Genomic DNA, 18,431 nt, shown 5'->3' with positions numbered 1-18,431 from the left:
GACGATAGTGAAAACGTCATTTTCACTATCGGAAGCTACAATCTCACACCGTTGGTGTCCAGTGCCGAGATGCCGACCATGCGACGAGAGGTGTGACAGACGTGGCAGCAAAGAAGGGCCCACCAGCCAATCCGGTCGCGACGGCTGCGGTCGACCGACTGGTCAGCAAGCGCCGCGCCAGCTACGCGGACGACGCCGCGCGCCTCATCGGCGCGTGCCGCGAACTCATCGCGGAGTCTGGCGAGGTCGACCCGCCTGTCGGCCTGATCCTCGAACGCGCGGGACTGTCCAGTCGCGCGTTCTATCGCCTCTTCAGCTCGAAGGAAGAACTTCTCGTGGCAGTCCTTCAGGACGGGACGAACACCATGGTCGCCCACATCGAGGGACAGATGGCGAAAGCCGATGGCCCCCTCGCGCAGGTCGAGTCATGGGTCCGTTCTGCACTCGCCCCGTACGACGAGGCCGCCGTCTCGCACACGGGGTCCCTGCTCCGTCATTCCCGCAGCTGGGAGAAGACCTTCCCCCGGGAGGTGGCAACGATTCGTGCCGAGTTCCTTCGGCCGCTCGTCCGGGCGATTGACCAATTGCGACCGAGCGCAGACGACCCGACGACCGAGCGTGCCGCCGAGTTCATCTACTACTCCTACGTCGGGATGGCGGCCAAGTCCGATGCGCTGGGCCGCGCGCTCACCGACTCCGACATCGACGCACTCTGCCGGTGCGCGACGCTGATCGCCACCGAGTTCGCGGCCCCCACAGCGAGCTAGCAGCTAGGCGACGAGAACCCGAACGACGCCCCGGCTGCACTGCGCATGCGAGCCACTGAGCCACAATGGATTCCCGTGACGATGGTTGAGGAAGTAGCGCCCGGCGTGTTCCGCGGTAGCGGAACGCATGTGAACTTCGTGCTCCTGCGAGATGGTGACGCGCTCACCCTGATCGACGGCGGCTACCCCGGGGACGTCTCCGCGGTCGAAGGGGCGATCCGCTCGCTCGGCCGGCGACCGGAAGATGTCCAGGGCATGCTGCTCACGCACGCGCATGTCGATCACATGGGCGCGATCGTCGCGTTCCACCAGCGCTACGGGATCCCGGTCTTCACCGACCCAACGGAGGTGGCGCACGCGCGCCGGGAATACCTTGAGCAGGCCACGGGCAAGGACTTCATCCCGATGCTGCACAAGCACGGTGTGGTGCCGTGGCTGTTGCGCATCGCCCGCGCCGGCGCCACCAGGTCGGTGTCGGTGAACGCGCAGGCCGTCACATCCGGTCATCATCTGGATCTTCCGGGCGGCCCCCTGCCGGTGGCCACCCACGGCCACACCTCCGGGCACACCGCCTTCCTTCTACCTCAGCACGGCGTAATCGTCACCGGCGATGCGCTGGTCACCGCGCATCCGCTGTCGAGAATCCTGGGCCCGCAATTGCTCCCGCCGGTCTTCGACCACGGCCACGGGGACACACTCGGGGCCCTGGACCACCTCGCGGGCCTGGACGCCGACACCATCCTGCCGGGCCACGGCCCCGTGGTGTCGCTGCCGATCGCGGCGGCCGTCGATCAGGTGCGTGAATGCGCCAACTGAACGGCACCCGGTTCCCCGCTCACCGGCACCGGCACCGCGCTCGCGCTCGGGTCGCTCGAGGCGGTGTTCGGCGTGCTCAGCGGGGTGCTGGGTGTGGTGGCTGGGGTGGTATTCCTGGTGGTGGCCGGGGCGCAGTGGTGAGCTGAGCAGGATCGACACGAAATCGTCACTCGCTCCGTCGCGGCGCACCGACGTATCGTTGGTGCAATGACGAACATCGACGCAAACCCCGCGTCGACGAGCGCACTCGGCGTTCGGCCGCGGACGATCGGGTCACCCGGCACCGGCTGAGGTGACGGTGTCGGGTCCACAGCCCGACAATCGGACCTCTCGGTCCGTATGAAGCCGCAATCCTGCTGATGGAGCTTCCTTTTCGAGTCGAGACGGCGCCCGGCACGCCGGACGCCGGTGATCGGCTGTCGGTGACCGGTCCCGGCGCAGGGTGTTCGGATCCGATGCCCCTGACACCCGCGCAGGTGGGCCAGTGGCTCGCCCAGCAACTCGACCCGAGTGTGCCGATGGTGGTTGCGCAGTGCGTCGACATACGGGGGCAGCTCGACATCCCACTGCTGTCGCGGGCCGTCTCCGAGGCGGCCCGCGATTTCGGTTCGGGCCTGATTCGCCTGGTTCCGCACGATTCGTATCCGCGTCAGGTCGTCGACCCGTCCCTCGACACCGACACTCGTCTGGTCGACCTGCGCGGTGAACCCGACCCCGATGCCGCGGCACGCGAATGGATGCGGTTCGACATCGGCACCCCGCTCGACCTGTTCCGGGACCGACTCGCGATCACCGCACTCCTGCAGATCGCCGACGACCGCTACTTCTGGTACACGCGGACCCACCACATCGCGCTCGACGGGGTGGGCGCCGCGACGCTGCTGTATCGGATGGCGGAGCTGTACAACGCGGCCGTCGCCGATCATGCCGCGCCCCCGAACACGGCCGCCGGTCTCGAGAAGGTCCACGCGGCGGAGGCGACGTACGTCGGTTCGACGCGGTGGGAAACCGATCGCGACTACTGGCGCGAGCGGACCGCCGGGATGCCCGAGCGGTGCAGCCTCGCCGACCGCGCCGCACCGGCCCACGCCCACGGCCGGGACGTCGGAGCCGAGGTCGAACCCGAGGTCGCCGAGGCGCTGGCGGCCGCGCAGGACCGGTACGGGGTGACGCTCCCGGTGCTGGTCGCGTCGGCGATCGCCGCCTACACCGCCCGGCACGTCGGCGCGTCCGACGTCGTCCTGAGCCTGCCGGTCTCCTCCCGGACGACAGCGGTGCTGCGCCGCTCCGGGGGGACGCTCGCGAACGTCGTCCCGCTGCGGGTGTCGGTGGGTACCGGCACCACGGTCTCGGAACTGGTGGCGGACGTCGCCGCCGGACTCTCGGGCGCTCTGCGCCATCAGCGTTACCGGCACGAGGACCTGCGCCGGGACCGCGGGACGCGCGGGTCGGGCCGCGGGTTCTCGGGCCCACTGCTCAACCTGATGCTGTTCCCGACCGAACTGCGCCTCGGCGACGCCCGGACCTCGCTCGAGGTGCTGTCGTCGGGCCCGATCGAGGACCTGCTGGTGAACGTCTACCGGTACGGCGACGGCGGCACGATCCGGCTGGACTTCAAGGCCAACCCCGACCTGTACGACGACGCCACCCTCGGCCGGCACTACCGGCGGTTCGCCAGGATCCTGCGCGAACTGGTGACCGCCGACCCCGATGCCCCCGTCGGTGAACTCCCGCTCGTCGACGCCGCGGAGACCGCGGCACTGCTCGCGCAGTCGTACACCCCCGGCGTGCCGGGCGGCGGGACGCTGCCCGACCTGGTGGCCCGTGCCGCCGAACCGGACCGGGACCGCGTCGCGGTGGTGTGCGGCGCCGACGCGCTGACGTACCGCGAGCTGTGCGACGACGCGAATCGTCTTGCGCGCAAACTCGTCACGCTCGGGGTCGGGCCGGAGTCGCGCGTGGCGGTCGTGTCGGGACGGTCCACGGACCTCGTCGTGGCGCTGCTCGCGGTCCTGGCCGCGGGCGGGTCGTACGTGCCGATCGAGACCCCGTCGCCGCGTGCCCGCCGCGACTATGTGCTCGCGGACGCGCGGGTGACCTGTGTGCTGACGACCGCCGCGCTCGCCGAGGAGCTGGCGGGCGTCGACGCGGCCGTCGTCGCCCTCGACTCGCGCGCCACCCGCGACGAGCTGGCGCGGCTGCCGTCCGCGCCCGTGACCGACGCGGACCGGATCGCCCCGCTGCGACCGGACCACCCGGCGTACTCGATCTACACATCGGGCTCCACCGGTCGGCCGAAGGGGGTGCAGGTGAGCCACCGCAGTGCCGCCGCGCTGCTCACCAACGCGAACGCCTCGTTCGGTACCACCGCCGCCGACGTGTGGACGATGTTCCATTCCTTCGCGTTCGACTTCTCGGTGTGGGAGATCTGGGGCCCGCTGACCTCCGGCGGAACGCTGGTGGTGGTGGATCGGGACACGGTGCGGACCCCGGACGTGTTCCTCGAGTTGCTCCGCCGCGAACGGGTGAGCGTCGTCAACCAGACGCCCGCGGCCTTCCTGCAGTTGGCCGAGGCCGAGCAGGACGCGGCCACCTCCCTGCCCGACCTGCGCCGGGTCTTCGTCGGCGGCGACGAGTACGACCAGCGGCGTCTCGTGCCGTGGCTCCAGCGTCATGCGGAGGACCGGGCGGACCTCGTGGGCGTGTACGGCATCACCGAGACCACGGTGTTCCTCAGCTCGATGCCGATGACCCCGGAGTCGGCGGCGCAGGGCGGCGGCAACGTCGTCGGGCGGGGACTGCCCGGTGTGCGACTGCATCTGCTCGATCGCCGACTGCGGCCCGTCCCGGTCGGTGTCGTCGGAGAGATCTACGCCGGCGGTGCGCAGGTCGCCCGCGGCTACGCCGGGCGCCCCGGACTCACCGCCGAGCGATTCGTCGCCGACCCGTTCTCCGGCGGTGGCAGCCGGATGTACCGGTCGGGGGACCTCGCCCGCCTCGACAACGCCGGACAGCTGGTGTTCCTGGGGCGCAGCGACTTCCAGGTCCAGGTGCGGGGCTTCCGGGTGGAACCCGGGGAGATCGAAGCGGCCCTCGTGGAGTGTCCCGGTGTCGCGCACGCCGTCGTGGTGCCGCGCCGGGCCGCACCCGCAGACCCGGTGCGACTGATCGCGTACGTCGTGCCGGAGTCGGGTGCGGTGCTGGAACCGGCGGCGGTGCGGGAGCAGGTGGCGGGCACCCTCGCCTCGTACATGGTGCCGGCCGCGGTGACGGTCCTCGAGCGGCTGCCGCTGACCGTGAACGGGAAGGTCGACCGGAAGGCATTGCCGGAACCGGACTTCGGTGCCGCGTCGAGGTCGGGTCGGGCGCCGGCCGGGGCCGCCGAGGAGCGGTTGGCCGGACTGTTCGAGGAGGTCCTCGGGACGGACTCCGTGGGCGCCGAGGACTCGTTCTTCGCATTGGGCGGCGACTCGATCATGGCGATCCAGTTGGCGTCCCGCGCGCGCACGGCCGGACTCGCGTTGACCCCGCGCGACGTCTTCGAGCGGCCGTCGGTCGCGGGACTGGCGTCGGTGGCCACCGCACTCGCCGGACCTGCCCCGGTGCTCGAGGAACTGCCGGGCGGTGGGGTGGGGCCGGTGGCCGCGACACCGATCGTGCGCTGGCTCGTCGACCGTGGCGGCTCGTGGACACGGCTGTCGCAGTCGGTGTGCGTGGCCTCGCCGATCGGACTGGACGGCGACGACCTGCGCACCGCGGTGCAGGCCGTCCTCGACCACCACGACATGCTGCGCGCCCGCTACGTCGGCGGCCCCGACCGTGGCGCCGCGGCCTTCGAGGTCCCGCCGCCGGGCACGGTCGAGGCCGCCGACGTCGTGCACCGGCTCCCGCTCACCGCCGACCCCGGCACCGACGATGCCGCCGCGGCACTGGTCCGGGCACGCGGTGAGGCCGCCGACCGACTCGACCCCACGGCCGGTCGGATGCTGCAGGTGGTGTGGTGCGATGCCGGGCCGGGCCGGTCGGGACGTCTGCTGCTGGTGGCCCACCACCTGGTCGTCGACGGCGTGTCGTGGCGAATCCTGTTGCCGGACCTGGCATCTGCCTGGCAGCAGGCGCGAGACGGGCGGTCGGTGCGACTGCCGCCGGTGGGGACGTCGATGCGGACGTGGGCGCACGTCCTGGGACGGCGTGCGCGCGGGGACCATGCCGCCGAGATCGCTTACTGGCGGGGTGTGCTCACCGGCGCCGACCCGGACCTCGGCCGTCGGCCGTGGGATCCCCGGATCGACGTGGCCGACACCGTCGAGACCGTGACCGTCGATCTGCCGCAGGCCGTGACCGAGGCACTGTCCACCGCGGTGCCGGAGAGCGTGCACGGGAGCGTCGACGACGCCGTCGTCACTGCGCTCGCCCTGGCGCTGACCACCTGGCGTCATCGGCGCGGCGCCGCACCGGACGCGTCGACACTGCTCACGATCGAGGCGCACGGCCGCGAGGACCAGGTGGTGGCGGGAGCGGACCTGTCGCGGACCGTGGGGTGGTTCACCACCACGCACCCGGTGCGCCTCGACCTCGCGGGCATCGACCTCGACGCCGCGTTCGCCGGTGGGCCGGTCGCGGGGGAGGCCCTCAAACTCGTCAAGGAGCAGCTGCGGGCCGCCCCCCACCACGGAATCGGTTACGGCATACTGCGTTACCTCGCCCGCAACGCCGCTGCCCCGGGCCCCCTCGACGGGTTGCCGACACCGCAGATCAGCATCAACTACCTGGGACGGATGGTGGTGGCGTCGCACGGCGTGGGCGGGGACTGGCTGCCGGTCGACGAACTCGGTGACCTGGGTTCGATGGTGGAACCGGACATGCCCGCCACCGCCGGCCTCGACATCAACCTGATCACCGTCGACACCGATCGGGGACCGACGTTGCGGGCGAGCCTGGCGTACCCGGGTGGCGTGCTCGACCGGCGGGCCGTCGAGGACCTGGCCGAGCTGTGGCGGTCGGCGTGCCGGTCGCTCGCGTCGGCGGCCGACCGGCCCGGCGCCGGCGGCCTGACCCCCTCGGATCTGCCGCTCGTGCATCTCGACCAGGCGACCGTCGAGCGTCTCGAACAGGAGCACCCGGGGCTTGCCGACGTGTGGCCGCTGTCGCCGCTGCAGGCGGGACTGTTGTTCCAGACCGAGCTGGCGGGCGACGCGCACGACCCGTACCTGGTGCAACTCGAGATCGCGCTGGGCGGGGCGGTCGATGTCGACCGGGTCCGCCGCGCCGTTCAGACTCTCCTGGATCGTCATGCGAGCCTGCGGGTCTCGTTCGCCACCGGGCCGGACGGCGACCCCGTGCAGTTGGTGCCGGAACACGTGGAACTGCCCTGGGCGGTCGCCGACCTCGAGAACGTCGTGGACCCCGACGCGGCCACGCGGGTGCTGGCCGACGACCGTGCCCGGCGCTTCGACATGGGGGTGTCGCCGCTGCTGCGGGGGCTGCTGATCCGCACCGGCCCCGATGCGCACCGACTGGTGCTGACGCACCACCACATCCTGCTCGACGGCTGGTCGGTGCCACTGCTGGTGCGCGAACTGCTCGAGGCCTACGTCGCACCTGGTCCGGGCGCGGCGCCGGTGCCGCCGTCGTTCCGGGAGTACCTGTCCTGGCTGGCGGGCGCCGACCTCGCGGCATCGACGGCGCGCTGGGTGGACGCGTTGGCGGGCGTCGACGAGCCGACGCTGCTGGGGCCGCTCGAGCGGGGGCGACAGTTGCCGACGGTGCCCCGGGCGGACCGGCTGCTCCTCACCGGCGAGGCGACCGCCCGGCTCGAGGCGGTCGCGCGTGAGCGGGGGGTCACCCTCAGCACCGTCGTGCGGGCGGCGTGGGGAATCGTGCTGGGGGCGTGGACCCGCCGCGACGACGTGGTCTTCGGCGCGATCGTGTCCGGACGGCCGCCGCAGATCGACGGCGTCGAGTCGATGATCGGCCTGTTCATCAACACGATCCCGGTACGGATCCGCCTGCATCCCGCCGAGACGCTCAGCGAACTCCTCGACCGTGTCCACGCCGAGCAGACCTCGCTGCTCGACCACGAGCACGTCGGTCTCGCCGACATCGAACGGGCGACCGGCGCGGCCGCTCTGTTCGACACCATCACCGTCTTCGAGTCGTATCCGGTCGACCGGGCGGGACTGACCGCGGACACCGACTTCGCCGGGATGCGGGTGACCGACGTCGCCGTCCGCGACGCCACCCACTATCCGTTCGCACTCGCGGCGTCGCTGAACGGCGGGCTCGAGATCCGGATCGACTACGCACCCGAACTCTTCGACGCGGTGGAGGTCGACGCGGTGGCCGATCGGCTCGAGCGGGTGCTGCACGCGTTCGCCGACGACCCCGGGCAGACGTTGGCCCGGCTGCGACTGCTGTCCGATGCCGACTACCACCGACTCGCGCCCGTGCTCGGACGCCGCGGCGGCCGGCACCGCACCCTGGCCGGGATCCTCACCGACGCGGCCGCGCTCGACCCGGACGCGCCCGCACTGTCGTGCGGCGATCGCACCGTCACCTACGCCGAACTCGACGCCCGGTCCTCGCGCACGGCCCGGTGGCTGATCGACGCCGGAATCGGCCCGGAGAGCGTCGTCGCGCTGGGATTGACCCGGTCCCTCGAGTTCGTCGAGTCGGTGTGGGCGGTCGCGAAGACCGGGGCCGCGTTCGTGCCCGTGGATCCGACGTATCCGGCGGAGCGGATCGACCACATGCTCCGCGACTCGGGCGCGGCGGCAGGGTTGACCGTGCGGGACCGGCGGGCCCGGCTGTCCGACCGGATCCGGTGGTGGGAGATCGACTCCGACGATCACCGGGACCGGTTGGCGCTCTACTCGGCGGACCCGGTCACCGACGCGGACCGTACGGCGACCCTGCGAGTCGACAACCCGGCCTACCTGATCTACACGTCCGGCTCGACGGGGCTGCCGAAGGGGGTGGTGCTCACCCATCGCGGTCTCGCGAACCTCGTCGTGCAGGAGCGCGAAAGCCTCACCGTTACTTCCCATTCCCGGGTCTCCCAGTTCACGTCGCCGAGTTTCGACGCGTCCGTCTTCGAGTTGCTGATGGCCTTCGGGTCGGGCGCGCACCTGGTGATCGCCCCACCCGACGTCTACGGCGGCCGGGAACTGGCCCGGCAACTGGCGGACGGGCGGGACACGCACGCGTTCTTCACCCCGAGCGTGCTCGGGTCGCTCGATCCGGACGGCGTACAGGGCCTGGACTCGCTGCGGTCCCTGGCGGTGGCGGGGGAGCCGTGCCCGCCCGAACTGGTCGGCCGGTGGGCGTCGGGCCGCGACATGTTCAACGCCTACGGGCCCACCGAGGTCACGATCATGTCGAACATCGCCGGCCCGCTCGCCCCGGACGACCCGGTCACCATCGGCGGCCCGACACTCGGCTTCGTGGAGCTGGTGCTCGACGCGCGCCTGCAACCGGTCCCGATCGGTGTCCCGGGCGAGTTGTACCTGGGCGGACCGGCGATCGCGCGGGGCTATCACCGGCGGCCCGGTCTCACCGCGGAACGGTTCGTCGCCAGCCCCTTCGTGGCGGCGACCGACGACCCCACGGGCGAGGACGAGGGCACCACACCAGGTGACCGTCTGTACCGCACGGGCGACATCGTCCGGTGGCTGCGGGACGGTCCCGCCCTGACCCTCGAATACCTCGGGCGCAGCGACCTGCAGGTCAAGGTGCGCGGGTTCCGCATCGAACTCGGCGAGATCGACACGGCCCTCGCCGAGCACCCGGCGGTGGAGTTCGCGGCGACCCTCGGCCGGACCGCGCCGTCGGGGGAGACCGTCCTGGTCTCGTACGTCCGTTCCGGGGACGACCCGGCCGTCGACCCCGACGAACTGGTCCGTCACCTCGCCGGCCGGCTACCGTCGCACATGGTTCCGGCGCTGATCGTGCCGATCACGGAGGTCCCGCTCACCCCCGCCGGCAAACTGGACCAGCGGGCGCTGCCCGCCCCCGACTTCCCCCGCCTCGTCGATGCCACGACCGCCGCGGTGCTCACCCCGATCGAGGCGATCGTCGCCGCGCACCTGCGGTCCGTGCTGGGCATCGACCGAATCGGTTTGGACGACAGCTTCTTCGACCTCGGGGGCAACTCGTTGATGGCCACGCGGGTCACCGGCCGGCTCGATGCCGCGCTCGACGCCGACCTCGACGTCCGTGCACTGTTCGAGGCGCCGACCGTGCGCGGGCTCGCCGCGCGGGTCGAGCACGGCGCAGGCGCCGAGCACCGGCCTGTGCTGCGGCCGTACGACCGACCCGACGTGCTGCCGCTGTCGTCGGCACAGTTGCGGATGTGGTCGATCAACCAACTCGACACGTCGTCGCCCGCCTACAACATCGTCATGGCGGTGCGCCTGCGCGGCGACCTCGACGAGGAGGCGCTCGCCGCCGCGGTCCGGGACGTCGTGTGCCGCCACTCCAGTCTGCGCACGATGTACCCGGTGGTCGACGGCACACCGAGCCAGCGGATCGTCGACATCGGCGAGGTGCCCGAACCGCCGGTGGTGGCGGTGCTCCGCGCCGACCTCGACCCGCACCTGCAGCGGTTCGCGTCGCCGGGCTTCGACGTGAGCACCGAGGTGCCGCTGCGGGCCGAACTGATCCGTGTGTCCGGCTCCGAGCACGTGCTGGTCGTCGCGGCACATCACATCAGTGCCGACGGCTACTCGATGGCGGCTCTGGGCCGGGACGTCATGCGCGCGTACGAGTCCCGCCGGCGAGGGGTGCCGCCGGACTGGCCGCCACCGCCCGTGGAGTACGTCGACTACGCGTTGTGGCAGCGGGAGCTGCTCGGGTCGCCCGACGATCCGGAATCGCGCTACGCGCGGCAGCTCGACTACTGGAGCCGGACGCTCGACGGCATCCCCGATCTGGTCCCGCTACCCACCGACCGGCCGCGCCCACCGCGGCAGTCGCTGCGCGGCGCCATCGTCGGTGTCGACGTCGACCGGGCGACCCACACCGCGCTCGCCGATCTGGCGCGCCGGGGCAACGCGACCATGTTCATGGTCGCGCACGCCGCGCTCGCGGTGCTCGTCGCCCGGCTGTCGAGCACCAGCGACATCGTCATCGGTACCCCCGTTTCCGGCCGCGGGGAGGCCGGGCTGGACGACGTGGTCGGCATGTTCGTCGGGACCCTCGTGCTGCGGACACCGATTGACACCGGTGCCGGATTCTCCGACGTGCTGAGCACGGTCCGCGAGGTCGACCTCGGCGCCTTCGCGCGCACCGACCTGCCGTTCGAACGTCTCGTCGACGAGTTGGCCCCGACCCGGTCGACGTCGTATGCGCCGCTGTTCCAGGTGCTCGTCGAGTACCGCGCCGACATGACCGACCACCTGCGGCTGCCGGGCCTCGACGTCGAACCGATCGAGCGGGACCTCGGGGTCTCGAAGTTCGATCTGCAGCTGAGCGTGTCGGAGTCGTTCGACCCGGACGGCGCCCCGGAGGGCATGCGCCTGGACCTCACGTACGCGACCGACCTGTGGGACGACGGCACCGTCCGAGGATTCGCCGACCGGCTGCACCGGATCCTCGGCGCCGCCGCGGTGGACCCGCACCGTCCGGTCGGTGACATCGACCTGCTCACGGCCCACGAGCGGTCGGCGATCGGATCGGCGATCGGATCGGCGGTGCTCACCGGAGCCCCGACGGGGATGGACACCCTCGCCGACGTGTTCGCGGCCACTGCTGCCGAGCACCCGGACGCGACGGCCGTGGTGTCCGGCGGCACCCGGCTCACGTACGCGGACCTCGCGGCGTCCGCGAACCGGCTCGCGCGCCTGCTCGTGAGTCGTGGTGTGGGTCCGGAAACTGTTGTGGCACTGGTGCTTCCGAGATCGACGGAGATGATGGTGGCGATCGTCGCCACCGTCGCGACCGGCGCCGCCTACCTGCCCGTCGACACCGGATCACCCGCCGAGCGGATCGCGTTGGTGCTCGGCGACGCCGCACCTGCGTGCGTGGTGACCACCGTGGATGCGGCCGCCGCGCTGGACCCGGTGACGGCCCCGTTGCTGCTGCTCGACGACGGCGCGACCCGCGTCGAACTCGAACGTCTCTCACCGGCGCCGCTGCAGGGCGCCGAGCGCACCGCGGCCCTGCGCCCGGACAACACCGCGTACGTCATCTACACCTCAGGGTCGACGGGCCGGCCGAAGGGCGTGCAGGTGACGCACCGCAGCGCGGTGGCCCTCCTCGCGAACGGGAAGTCGTTGTTCGATCTGCGCGCCACCGACGCGTGGACGATCTTCCACTCGTTCGCGTTCGACGTGGCGGTGTGGGAGGTATGGGGCCCGCTGGCGAGCGGTGCAACCGCGGTGCTCGTGGACCCCGTGACGGCGCGGACTCCGGAGGACTTCGTCGCCCTGCTGCGCCGCGAACGGATCACGGTGCTCAACCAGACCCCCGCGTCGTTCTACCAGTTGGTGGATCGCGACACCGCCGATCTGCCCCTGCGCTACGTGTTCGTCGGTGGCGAGGAACTCGCACTCGAACAGGTCGCCCGCTGGTACGACCGCTGCCCGGGCAGCGCGGGACGGGTGTTCGAGATGTACGGGGTCACCGAGGCCACGGTCATCGACAGTGCGGCCGCGCTCGACCGTGCCTCGCTGACCGGGATCTCCGGCACCGTGATCGGCCGGGGCATCCCGGGCGTCGGCCTGCACGTGCTCGACGCACGTCTGCACCCGGTCCCGGACGGGGTGGTGGGAGAGATCTACCTCTCCGGTGAGGCCGTGGCGCGCGGCTACATCCGACGGCCGGGCCTGACCGCCACCCGGTTCGTCGCGGACGGCCGCGGCGGTGGGCGGCGGCTCTACCGGACCGGCGACCTGGGCCGCCGCGGCCCCGGCGGGCAACTGGAGTTCTTGGGGCGCAGCGATTTCCAGGTGCAGGTGCGTGGGTTCCGGATCGAACTCGGCGAACTCGAGTCGGCCCTGCTGCGGTGTGACGGGGTGACGCAGGCCGTGGTCGTCGCGCAACGTGGCGGCAGTGCCGGCAGCGATCGGCTCATCGGGTACGTGGTTCCCGCGGCGGGTCGCACCCTCGACCCGGTCGAGGTCCGTCGGCAGGTGGAGACGTTGCTGCCGTCCTACATGGTGCCGGCCGCGGTGACGGTGCTCGACGCACTGCCGGTCACGGTCAACGGCAAGATCGACCGGAAGGCGCTGCCGGAACCGGATTTCGGGGCGTTCGCCGGTGGTGGCCGCCGGCCGGCCGGGGAGGTCGAGGAGGCGCTGGCCGGGCTGTTCGCGCAGGCGCTCGGCGTGCCGGAGGTAGCGGCGGACGACTCGTTCTTCGTGCTCGGCGGCGACTCGATCACCGTCATCTCGCTGGTGTCGCGAGCCCGGGCGAGCGGGTTCGGGCTCACCCCGCAGGACGTCTTCGAGCACCCGTCGGTGGCGGGACTGGCCACGGTGATCCGGGCCGGAGGCGAACCGGGCGGACGTCCGGTGCTCGACGAGCTGGACGGCGGCGGTGTCGGCCCGGTCGAGCCGACACCGATCGTCCGCTGGCTGGCCGAGCGCGGCGGGAACTGGGACCACTTCTCGCAGTCGGTCACCGTTGCGGTCCCGGCGGAACTGTCCGCCGCCGACCTCGCCGGCGCCTTCCAGGAGGTGCTCGACCGGCACGACATGCTGCGGGCCCGCCGGATCGGCGCGGGCACCGACCTGCACCTCGAGGTCCCCGAACCGGGCACGGTGGTGGTCGGCGAGTGTCTGCGGCGGGTGGACTGCTCGGATGTCGTCGACAGTGACCTCGACTCGGTGGCGGCGCGGGAGCGGGTCTCGGCGATCGATCGTCTCGACCCGGCGAGCGGTGTGATGGTGCAGGCGGTGTGGTGCGACGCGGGACCCGGCCGCGCGGGCCGGCTGTCGGTCGCGATCCACCACCTGGTGGTCGACGGGGTGTCGTGGCGGATCCTGCTGCCCGATCTGGTGTCCGCGTCGGAGCAGATCCGCTCCGGCCGGGAACCCCGATTGCCCTCGGTCGGCACCTCGATGCGGACGTGGGCGCACGAACTCGCGGTGGCGGCCACCGCACCGGATCGTGTTGCCGAGATGGACTGGTGGACGGACACGCTCGTGCCACCGGACCCGGTGCTCGGCGATCACCGGTTCGATCCGGACACGGACACCTCCGTCGGCGAACTCGAGGTGAGCCAGACCGTCGAGGTCACTCGGCGGTTGCTCGATCGCCTGCCCGAGGCCTACCGGGCGACACCGGGCGATGCGGTGTTGTGTGCGACGGCGATCGCGGCGGCACGGTGGAACCGGTGGGGCGGTGTCGGACGGTGGGTGCGTGCCGTCGTGTCCGTCGAAGGGCACGGCCGGGACGAGGACGCCGTGCCCGGGGCCGACCTGTCCCGCACCGTCGGATGGTTCACCACCGCGTATCCGATCCGCCTCGACCTCACCGACGTCGACCCCGCGGACCCGGGCGACGTTCTGCGCACCGTCAAGGAGCAGGTGCGCGCGGTCCCCGGTCACGGCATCGGCTACGGACTGCTGCGGTACCTCAACCCGGACACCGGTCCCGCCCTCGCCGCCCTCGCCACCCCGCAGATCTCGGTCAACTATCTCGGGCGACTGGCGGGGGACGCGTCCGGGGACTGGAGTGCGGCGGTCGGCGCCGCGGATTCCGGCCCCGCCTCCGCCGCCGGTAGCGACGGCCCGGTGCCGACCACCCTCGCGGTGGACGCCTACATCGCCGACGGTCCGGCGGGCCCGCAACTGATCGCGAAGATCCGGCACGCGCGCGAGGTGCTCGACGCGGACGCCACCCGCGAGTTCGTGACGCTGTGGGAGGACGCGCTCGGCGAACTCTCCGAGCACCTCGGCGACCCGGCGAGCGGGGGCCTCACCCCGTCGGATCTGGACCTGGTTCCCGCGACGCGCGCGGAGATCGCGCGCTGGGAACGCGCGCACCGCGGTGTCGTCGACGTGTGGCCACCGACTCCGCTGCAGGAGGGGTTGCTCTTCCACGCGCTGCTGGCGCAGGAGGACGTCGACGCCTACCACGTCCAGTTGGTCCTGGACCTCGACGGTGACATGGACGGACCGCGGATGGCCGCGGCGGCGCAGGCACTGCTGGACCGGCACGCGAGCCTGCGCACGGTGTTCGACAACCGGGACGACGGCAGTGTCGTGCAGGTGCTGCTGGACCACGTTCCCGTCGACTGGTCGGCGGTCACCGTCGCCACCGCAGCGGACGGTGACGCCGTGATCGACCGTGATCGCGGCCGCCACTTCGACATGCGCGCCGCGCCGCTGATCCGCTTCCTGCTGATCGATGTCGGCGGTCGGTCCCACCGACTGGTGATCACCAACCACCACATCGTGCTGGACGGCTGGTCCGCGCCGCTGCTGGTGGCGGATCTGTTCGACCTGTACGCAAACGGCGGCACACCCCTCGACCGGGCGGCGCCGCCGTACCGGGACTACCTCGCGTGGCTGGTCTCGCGGGACGCGGTCGCCGCGGCACGAGCCTGGGCGACGGCGCTGTCCGGGCTGCCCGGACCGACGCTGGCCGCCCCCCATGCGGCCGGGCGGCAGCTGTCGGCGAGTGCGAGCGAGACTGTGCCACTGGATGATTCGACCGCTGCGGCTCTGGTGCGGACATCCGAGACGGTGGGGGTGACCGTCAACACCGTCCTGCAGGTGGCGTGGGGCATCCTCCTCGGCGAGATGAGCGCCGGGACCGACGTCGTGTTCGGCACCACGGTCTCCGGTCGCCCGCCGATGGTCGCGGGCGCCGAGGCGATGGTGGGGCTGTTCATCAACACGGTGCCGGTGCGAGTGCGGCTCGATCCCGACGAGACCGTGCGCCAGTTGCTGGTGCGGCTGCAACGGGAGCGGACCGCACTGATGGCGCACGAGCACTTCGGGCTCACCGCGATCCAGCAGGCGGCCGGGTTCGGTGGACTGTTCGACACCGCGATGGTGTTCGAGTCGTATCCGATGGACCCCGGTGCACTCGACCGGCTCACCGACCGCACCGGACTGCGGGTGACCGGCGTCGTCGGCAATGATTCGACGCACTATCCGCTGTCGCTGATGGCGTTCGAGGACACGCGGTTGCGGATGCGGCTGCGGTACTCGCCGGACGCACTCGATCCGGCCGACGTCGAGGATCTCGCGCAGCGACTGCGGCGCGTCGTCGAGACCGTGGCGCACCGCCCCGACACCCCGGTGGGACGGATCGATCTGCTCGGCGGTGCCCGCCGCGCGGAACTCGTCGACGTCGCGGAGGCGGCGTCGGTGCCGCCGCGGACCTGGCCGCAGATCCTCGCGGATGCCGCCTCCCGCGATCCCGATGCGATCGCGTTGCGCTGGAATGGAACCGACACCACCTATCGTGAACTCGACGAGCGCTCCACGCGGCTGGCGCGGGAACTGGTCGACCGGGGCGTCGGCCCGGAGGACTTCGTGCCGGTCGCGGTGCCGCGTTCGGCCGAGTCGGTGACGGCCACGTGGGCGGTCGCCAAGAGCGGTGCGGCGCCCGTGCCGATCGACCCGAAACTGCCGGCGGGGCGCATCGAGTACATGCTCGAGGACTGCGGCGCCGCGGTCGGTCTCACCGCGACCGGCGACCACGTGCTTCCGGGCGGCGTCGACTGGGTGGCCCTGGACGGACTCGACCTGGACCGTCGCTCGGCGCTGCCGATCCGCGACGACGAGCGCACCCATCCGGTCCGCATGGCCGACCCCGCCTACCTGATCTACACGTCCGGATCCACCGGTGCACCCAAGGGCGTCGTCGTGTCGCACGCCGGGCTGCCGCACCTGACCGCCGCGCAGGTGGATCATCAAGGCGCGAGTCCGGACTCGCGGGTCCTGCACGTGTGTTCCCCGAGTTTCGATGTCTCGATCCTCGAACTGATGCTCGCCTTCGGTGCCGGCGCGACATTGGTGGTGGCGCCGCCCGACCTGTACGCGGGCGCCGAGCTCGCGACGTACGCGCGGGAGGAACGGATCACGCATCTGCTGGTGACCCCCGCGGTGTGCGGGACGATCGAGCCGGGGTCGCTGCCCGACGTCGAGGTGATCGAGGTGGGCGGCGAACTGTTCGGTGCCGAGCTGGTGGACGCGTGGGCGCACCGCACCCGGTTGCTCAACGCGTACGGTCCCACCGAGTGCACCGTGTGCGTGACGACCAGCGACCCGCTCGAGCCCGGAACGCCGATCACGATGGGCGGACCGGTGCCCCGCTCCGGTGTCGGCGCCGTCGTCCTCGACTGCTGGATGCGCCCGGTGCCCGACGGCGGTGAGGGCGAACTGTACCTGTTCGGCCCGTGCCTGGCCCGCGGCTATCGGGGACAGCCGGCACTCACGTCGGAGAGATTCGTCGCGAATCCCTTCGGGGACTACGGGTCTCGGATGTACCGCTCCGGTGACCTCGTGCGTCGTTGCGGCGGGCGGGGCCTGCAGTACGTGGGACGCACCGACTTCCAGATCAAGATCCGTGGACTGCGCATCGAGATCGGGGACGTCGACGCCGCCCTCACCGCGCACCCGGAGGTGGAGTTCGCCGCGTCCCTCGGCCACGACGCGCCCAACGGGGAGACGGTGCTGGTGTCGTACGTCCGGCTCACCTCGGACGGTGCCGTCGACGGTGCCGCCCTGCGGAAGTTCGCGGCGACGTCGCTGCCGGCCTACATGGTGCCGTCGGCGATCACGATCCTCGACGAGGTGCCGATGAACTCGAACGGCAAACTCGACCGCGCCGCGCTGCCCGCGCCGGCGTTCACGGCGGGGGAGTACCGGCCGCCGCGCACCGACGTCGAGCGCGTGCTGTGCCAGGTGTTCGCCGACGTCCTCGGCGCCGAGCGGGTCGGCATCGACGACAACTTCTTCGAACTCGGGGGCAACTCCCTCAGCGCCGTGCGGGTGGTCGCCGAGGTGCAGTCGCGACTGCACCGGGCACTGCCGATGCAGTGGGTGTTCGGTGACCCGACGCCCGCCGTGATCGCGCGGCGTATCGCGGGGGACGCCGGAACGCCGGAACAGTCGGGGAACCTGCTCAGGATGCGGGCCGGCGACGGGGGCAACCCGCTGTTCTGTGTGCATCCGGCGATCGGACTGGTGGGCTGCTACACCGGACTCGTGCCGTACGTGCCGTCCGGGCGTCCGGTGTACGGCCTGCAGTCGCCGGGAACGGTCGACGTCGACCACGATCCCGGGTCGATGGAGGCACTGGCCCGCGAGTACGTCGAGCTGATCCGGCGGGTACGCCCCCACGGTCCCTATCACCTGCTCGGGTACTCGGTCGGCGGCGCCATCGCCCACGCGATGGCCGTCCGGCTACGGGACCTCGACGAGGAGGTCGGGACCCTGATCATGCTGGACACGCAGACCGCCGACTCGGTCCCGGAGGCGTCCCGTACCCCGAGCCTGGGCATGCTGTTCGCCGAGTTTGCGGGAATCGACGAGATCGACGGCCCCGACGGCGACCTCACCCCAGAACGTGCGGAGCAGTTGCTGCGGCAGAGCGGCGGACCGTACGCGTCGCTGACCGCCGACGATCTGCGCCGGCTGTACGCCGACTACGTCCACACCGTCGGCCTCGGGCAGGCGTACCGGCCGGCGGAGTTCGACGGCGATCTCGTCTACATCGCGGCCGACGGCGGATCGGGACGGTCGCGGACGCCGTGGGATCGCTTCGTGTCCGGTGCTGTCCGGGTCCATCCGGTCAGCCACACGCACAACAGGCTCACCACACCCGAGGCGCTCGCGGAGATCGGACCGATCGTCGGTGCCTGTCTGGACGGCGACGTCCGATGATCTTGCG

Annotated in this window: 3 protein-coding genes; all 3 read left to right on the top strand. The window is 71.8% G+C overall.

The features are described from left to right. The first annotated feature begins 101 nt into the window (after positions 1-101). The 3 genes from IJ15_RS25255 to IJ15_RS0109225 all read left to right on the top strand — a co-directional run bounded on the left by IJ15_RS25255 (position 102) and on the right by IJ15_RS0109225 (position 18,424). Positions 102-767: a TetR/AcrR family transcriptional regulator gene (locus tag IJ15_RS25255; RefSeq protein ID WP_051918680.1), complete on the top strand. Its 666-nt coding sequence runs from the start codon at positions 102-104 to the stop codon at positions 765-767. A gap of 81 nt (positions 768-848) precedes the next feature. Beyond that, entirely contained in the window at positions 849-1,583 is a 735-nt protein-coding gene (locus IJ15_RS0109230) for an MBL fold metallo-hydrolase (RefSeq protein WP_231569476.1), read from the top strand. A gap of 359 nt (positions 1,584-1,942) precedes the next feature. Beyond that, the gene (locus IJ15_RS0109225) at positions 1,943-18,424 is read left to right on the top strand and encodes an amino acid adenylation domain-containing protein (RefSeq protein ID WP_031938048.1); all 16,482 of its coding nucleotides are present in this window, start codon (positions 1,943-1,945) and stop codon (positions 18,422-18,424) included. Positions 18,425-18,431: the final 7 nt, after the last annotated feature.

The sequence above is a fragment of the Prescottella defluvii genome (genome assembly GCF_000738775.1).
GTDB lineage: Bacteria > Actinomycetota > Actinomycetes > Mycobacteriales > Mycobacteriaceae > Prescottella > Prescottella defluvii.
The sequence above is the reverse complement of the archived record's forward strand: the minus strand, read 5'-3'. Positions and strand labels throughout refer to the sequence as shown.

What these genes read in the sequence shown, in the direction of transcription:
- IJ15_RS0109225 (WP_031938048.1), top strand. Translation starts at nt 1,943, where the DNA reads ATGGAGCTTCCTTTTCGAGTCGAGACGGCGCCCGGCACGCCGGACGCC.
- IJ15_RS0109230 (WP_231569476.1), top strand. Translation starts at nt 849, where the DNA reads ATGGTTGAGGAAGTAGCGCCCGGCGTGTTCCGCGGTAGCGGAACGCAT.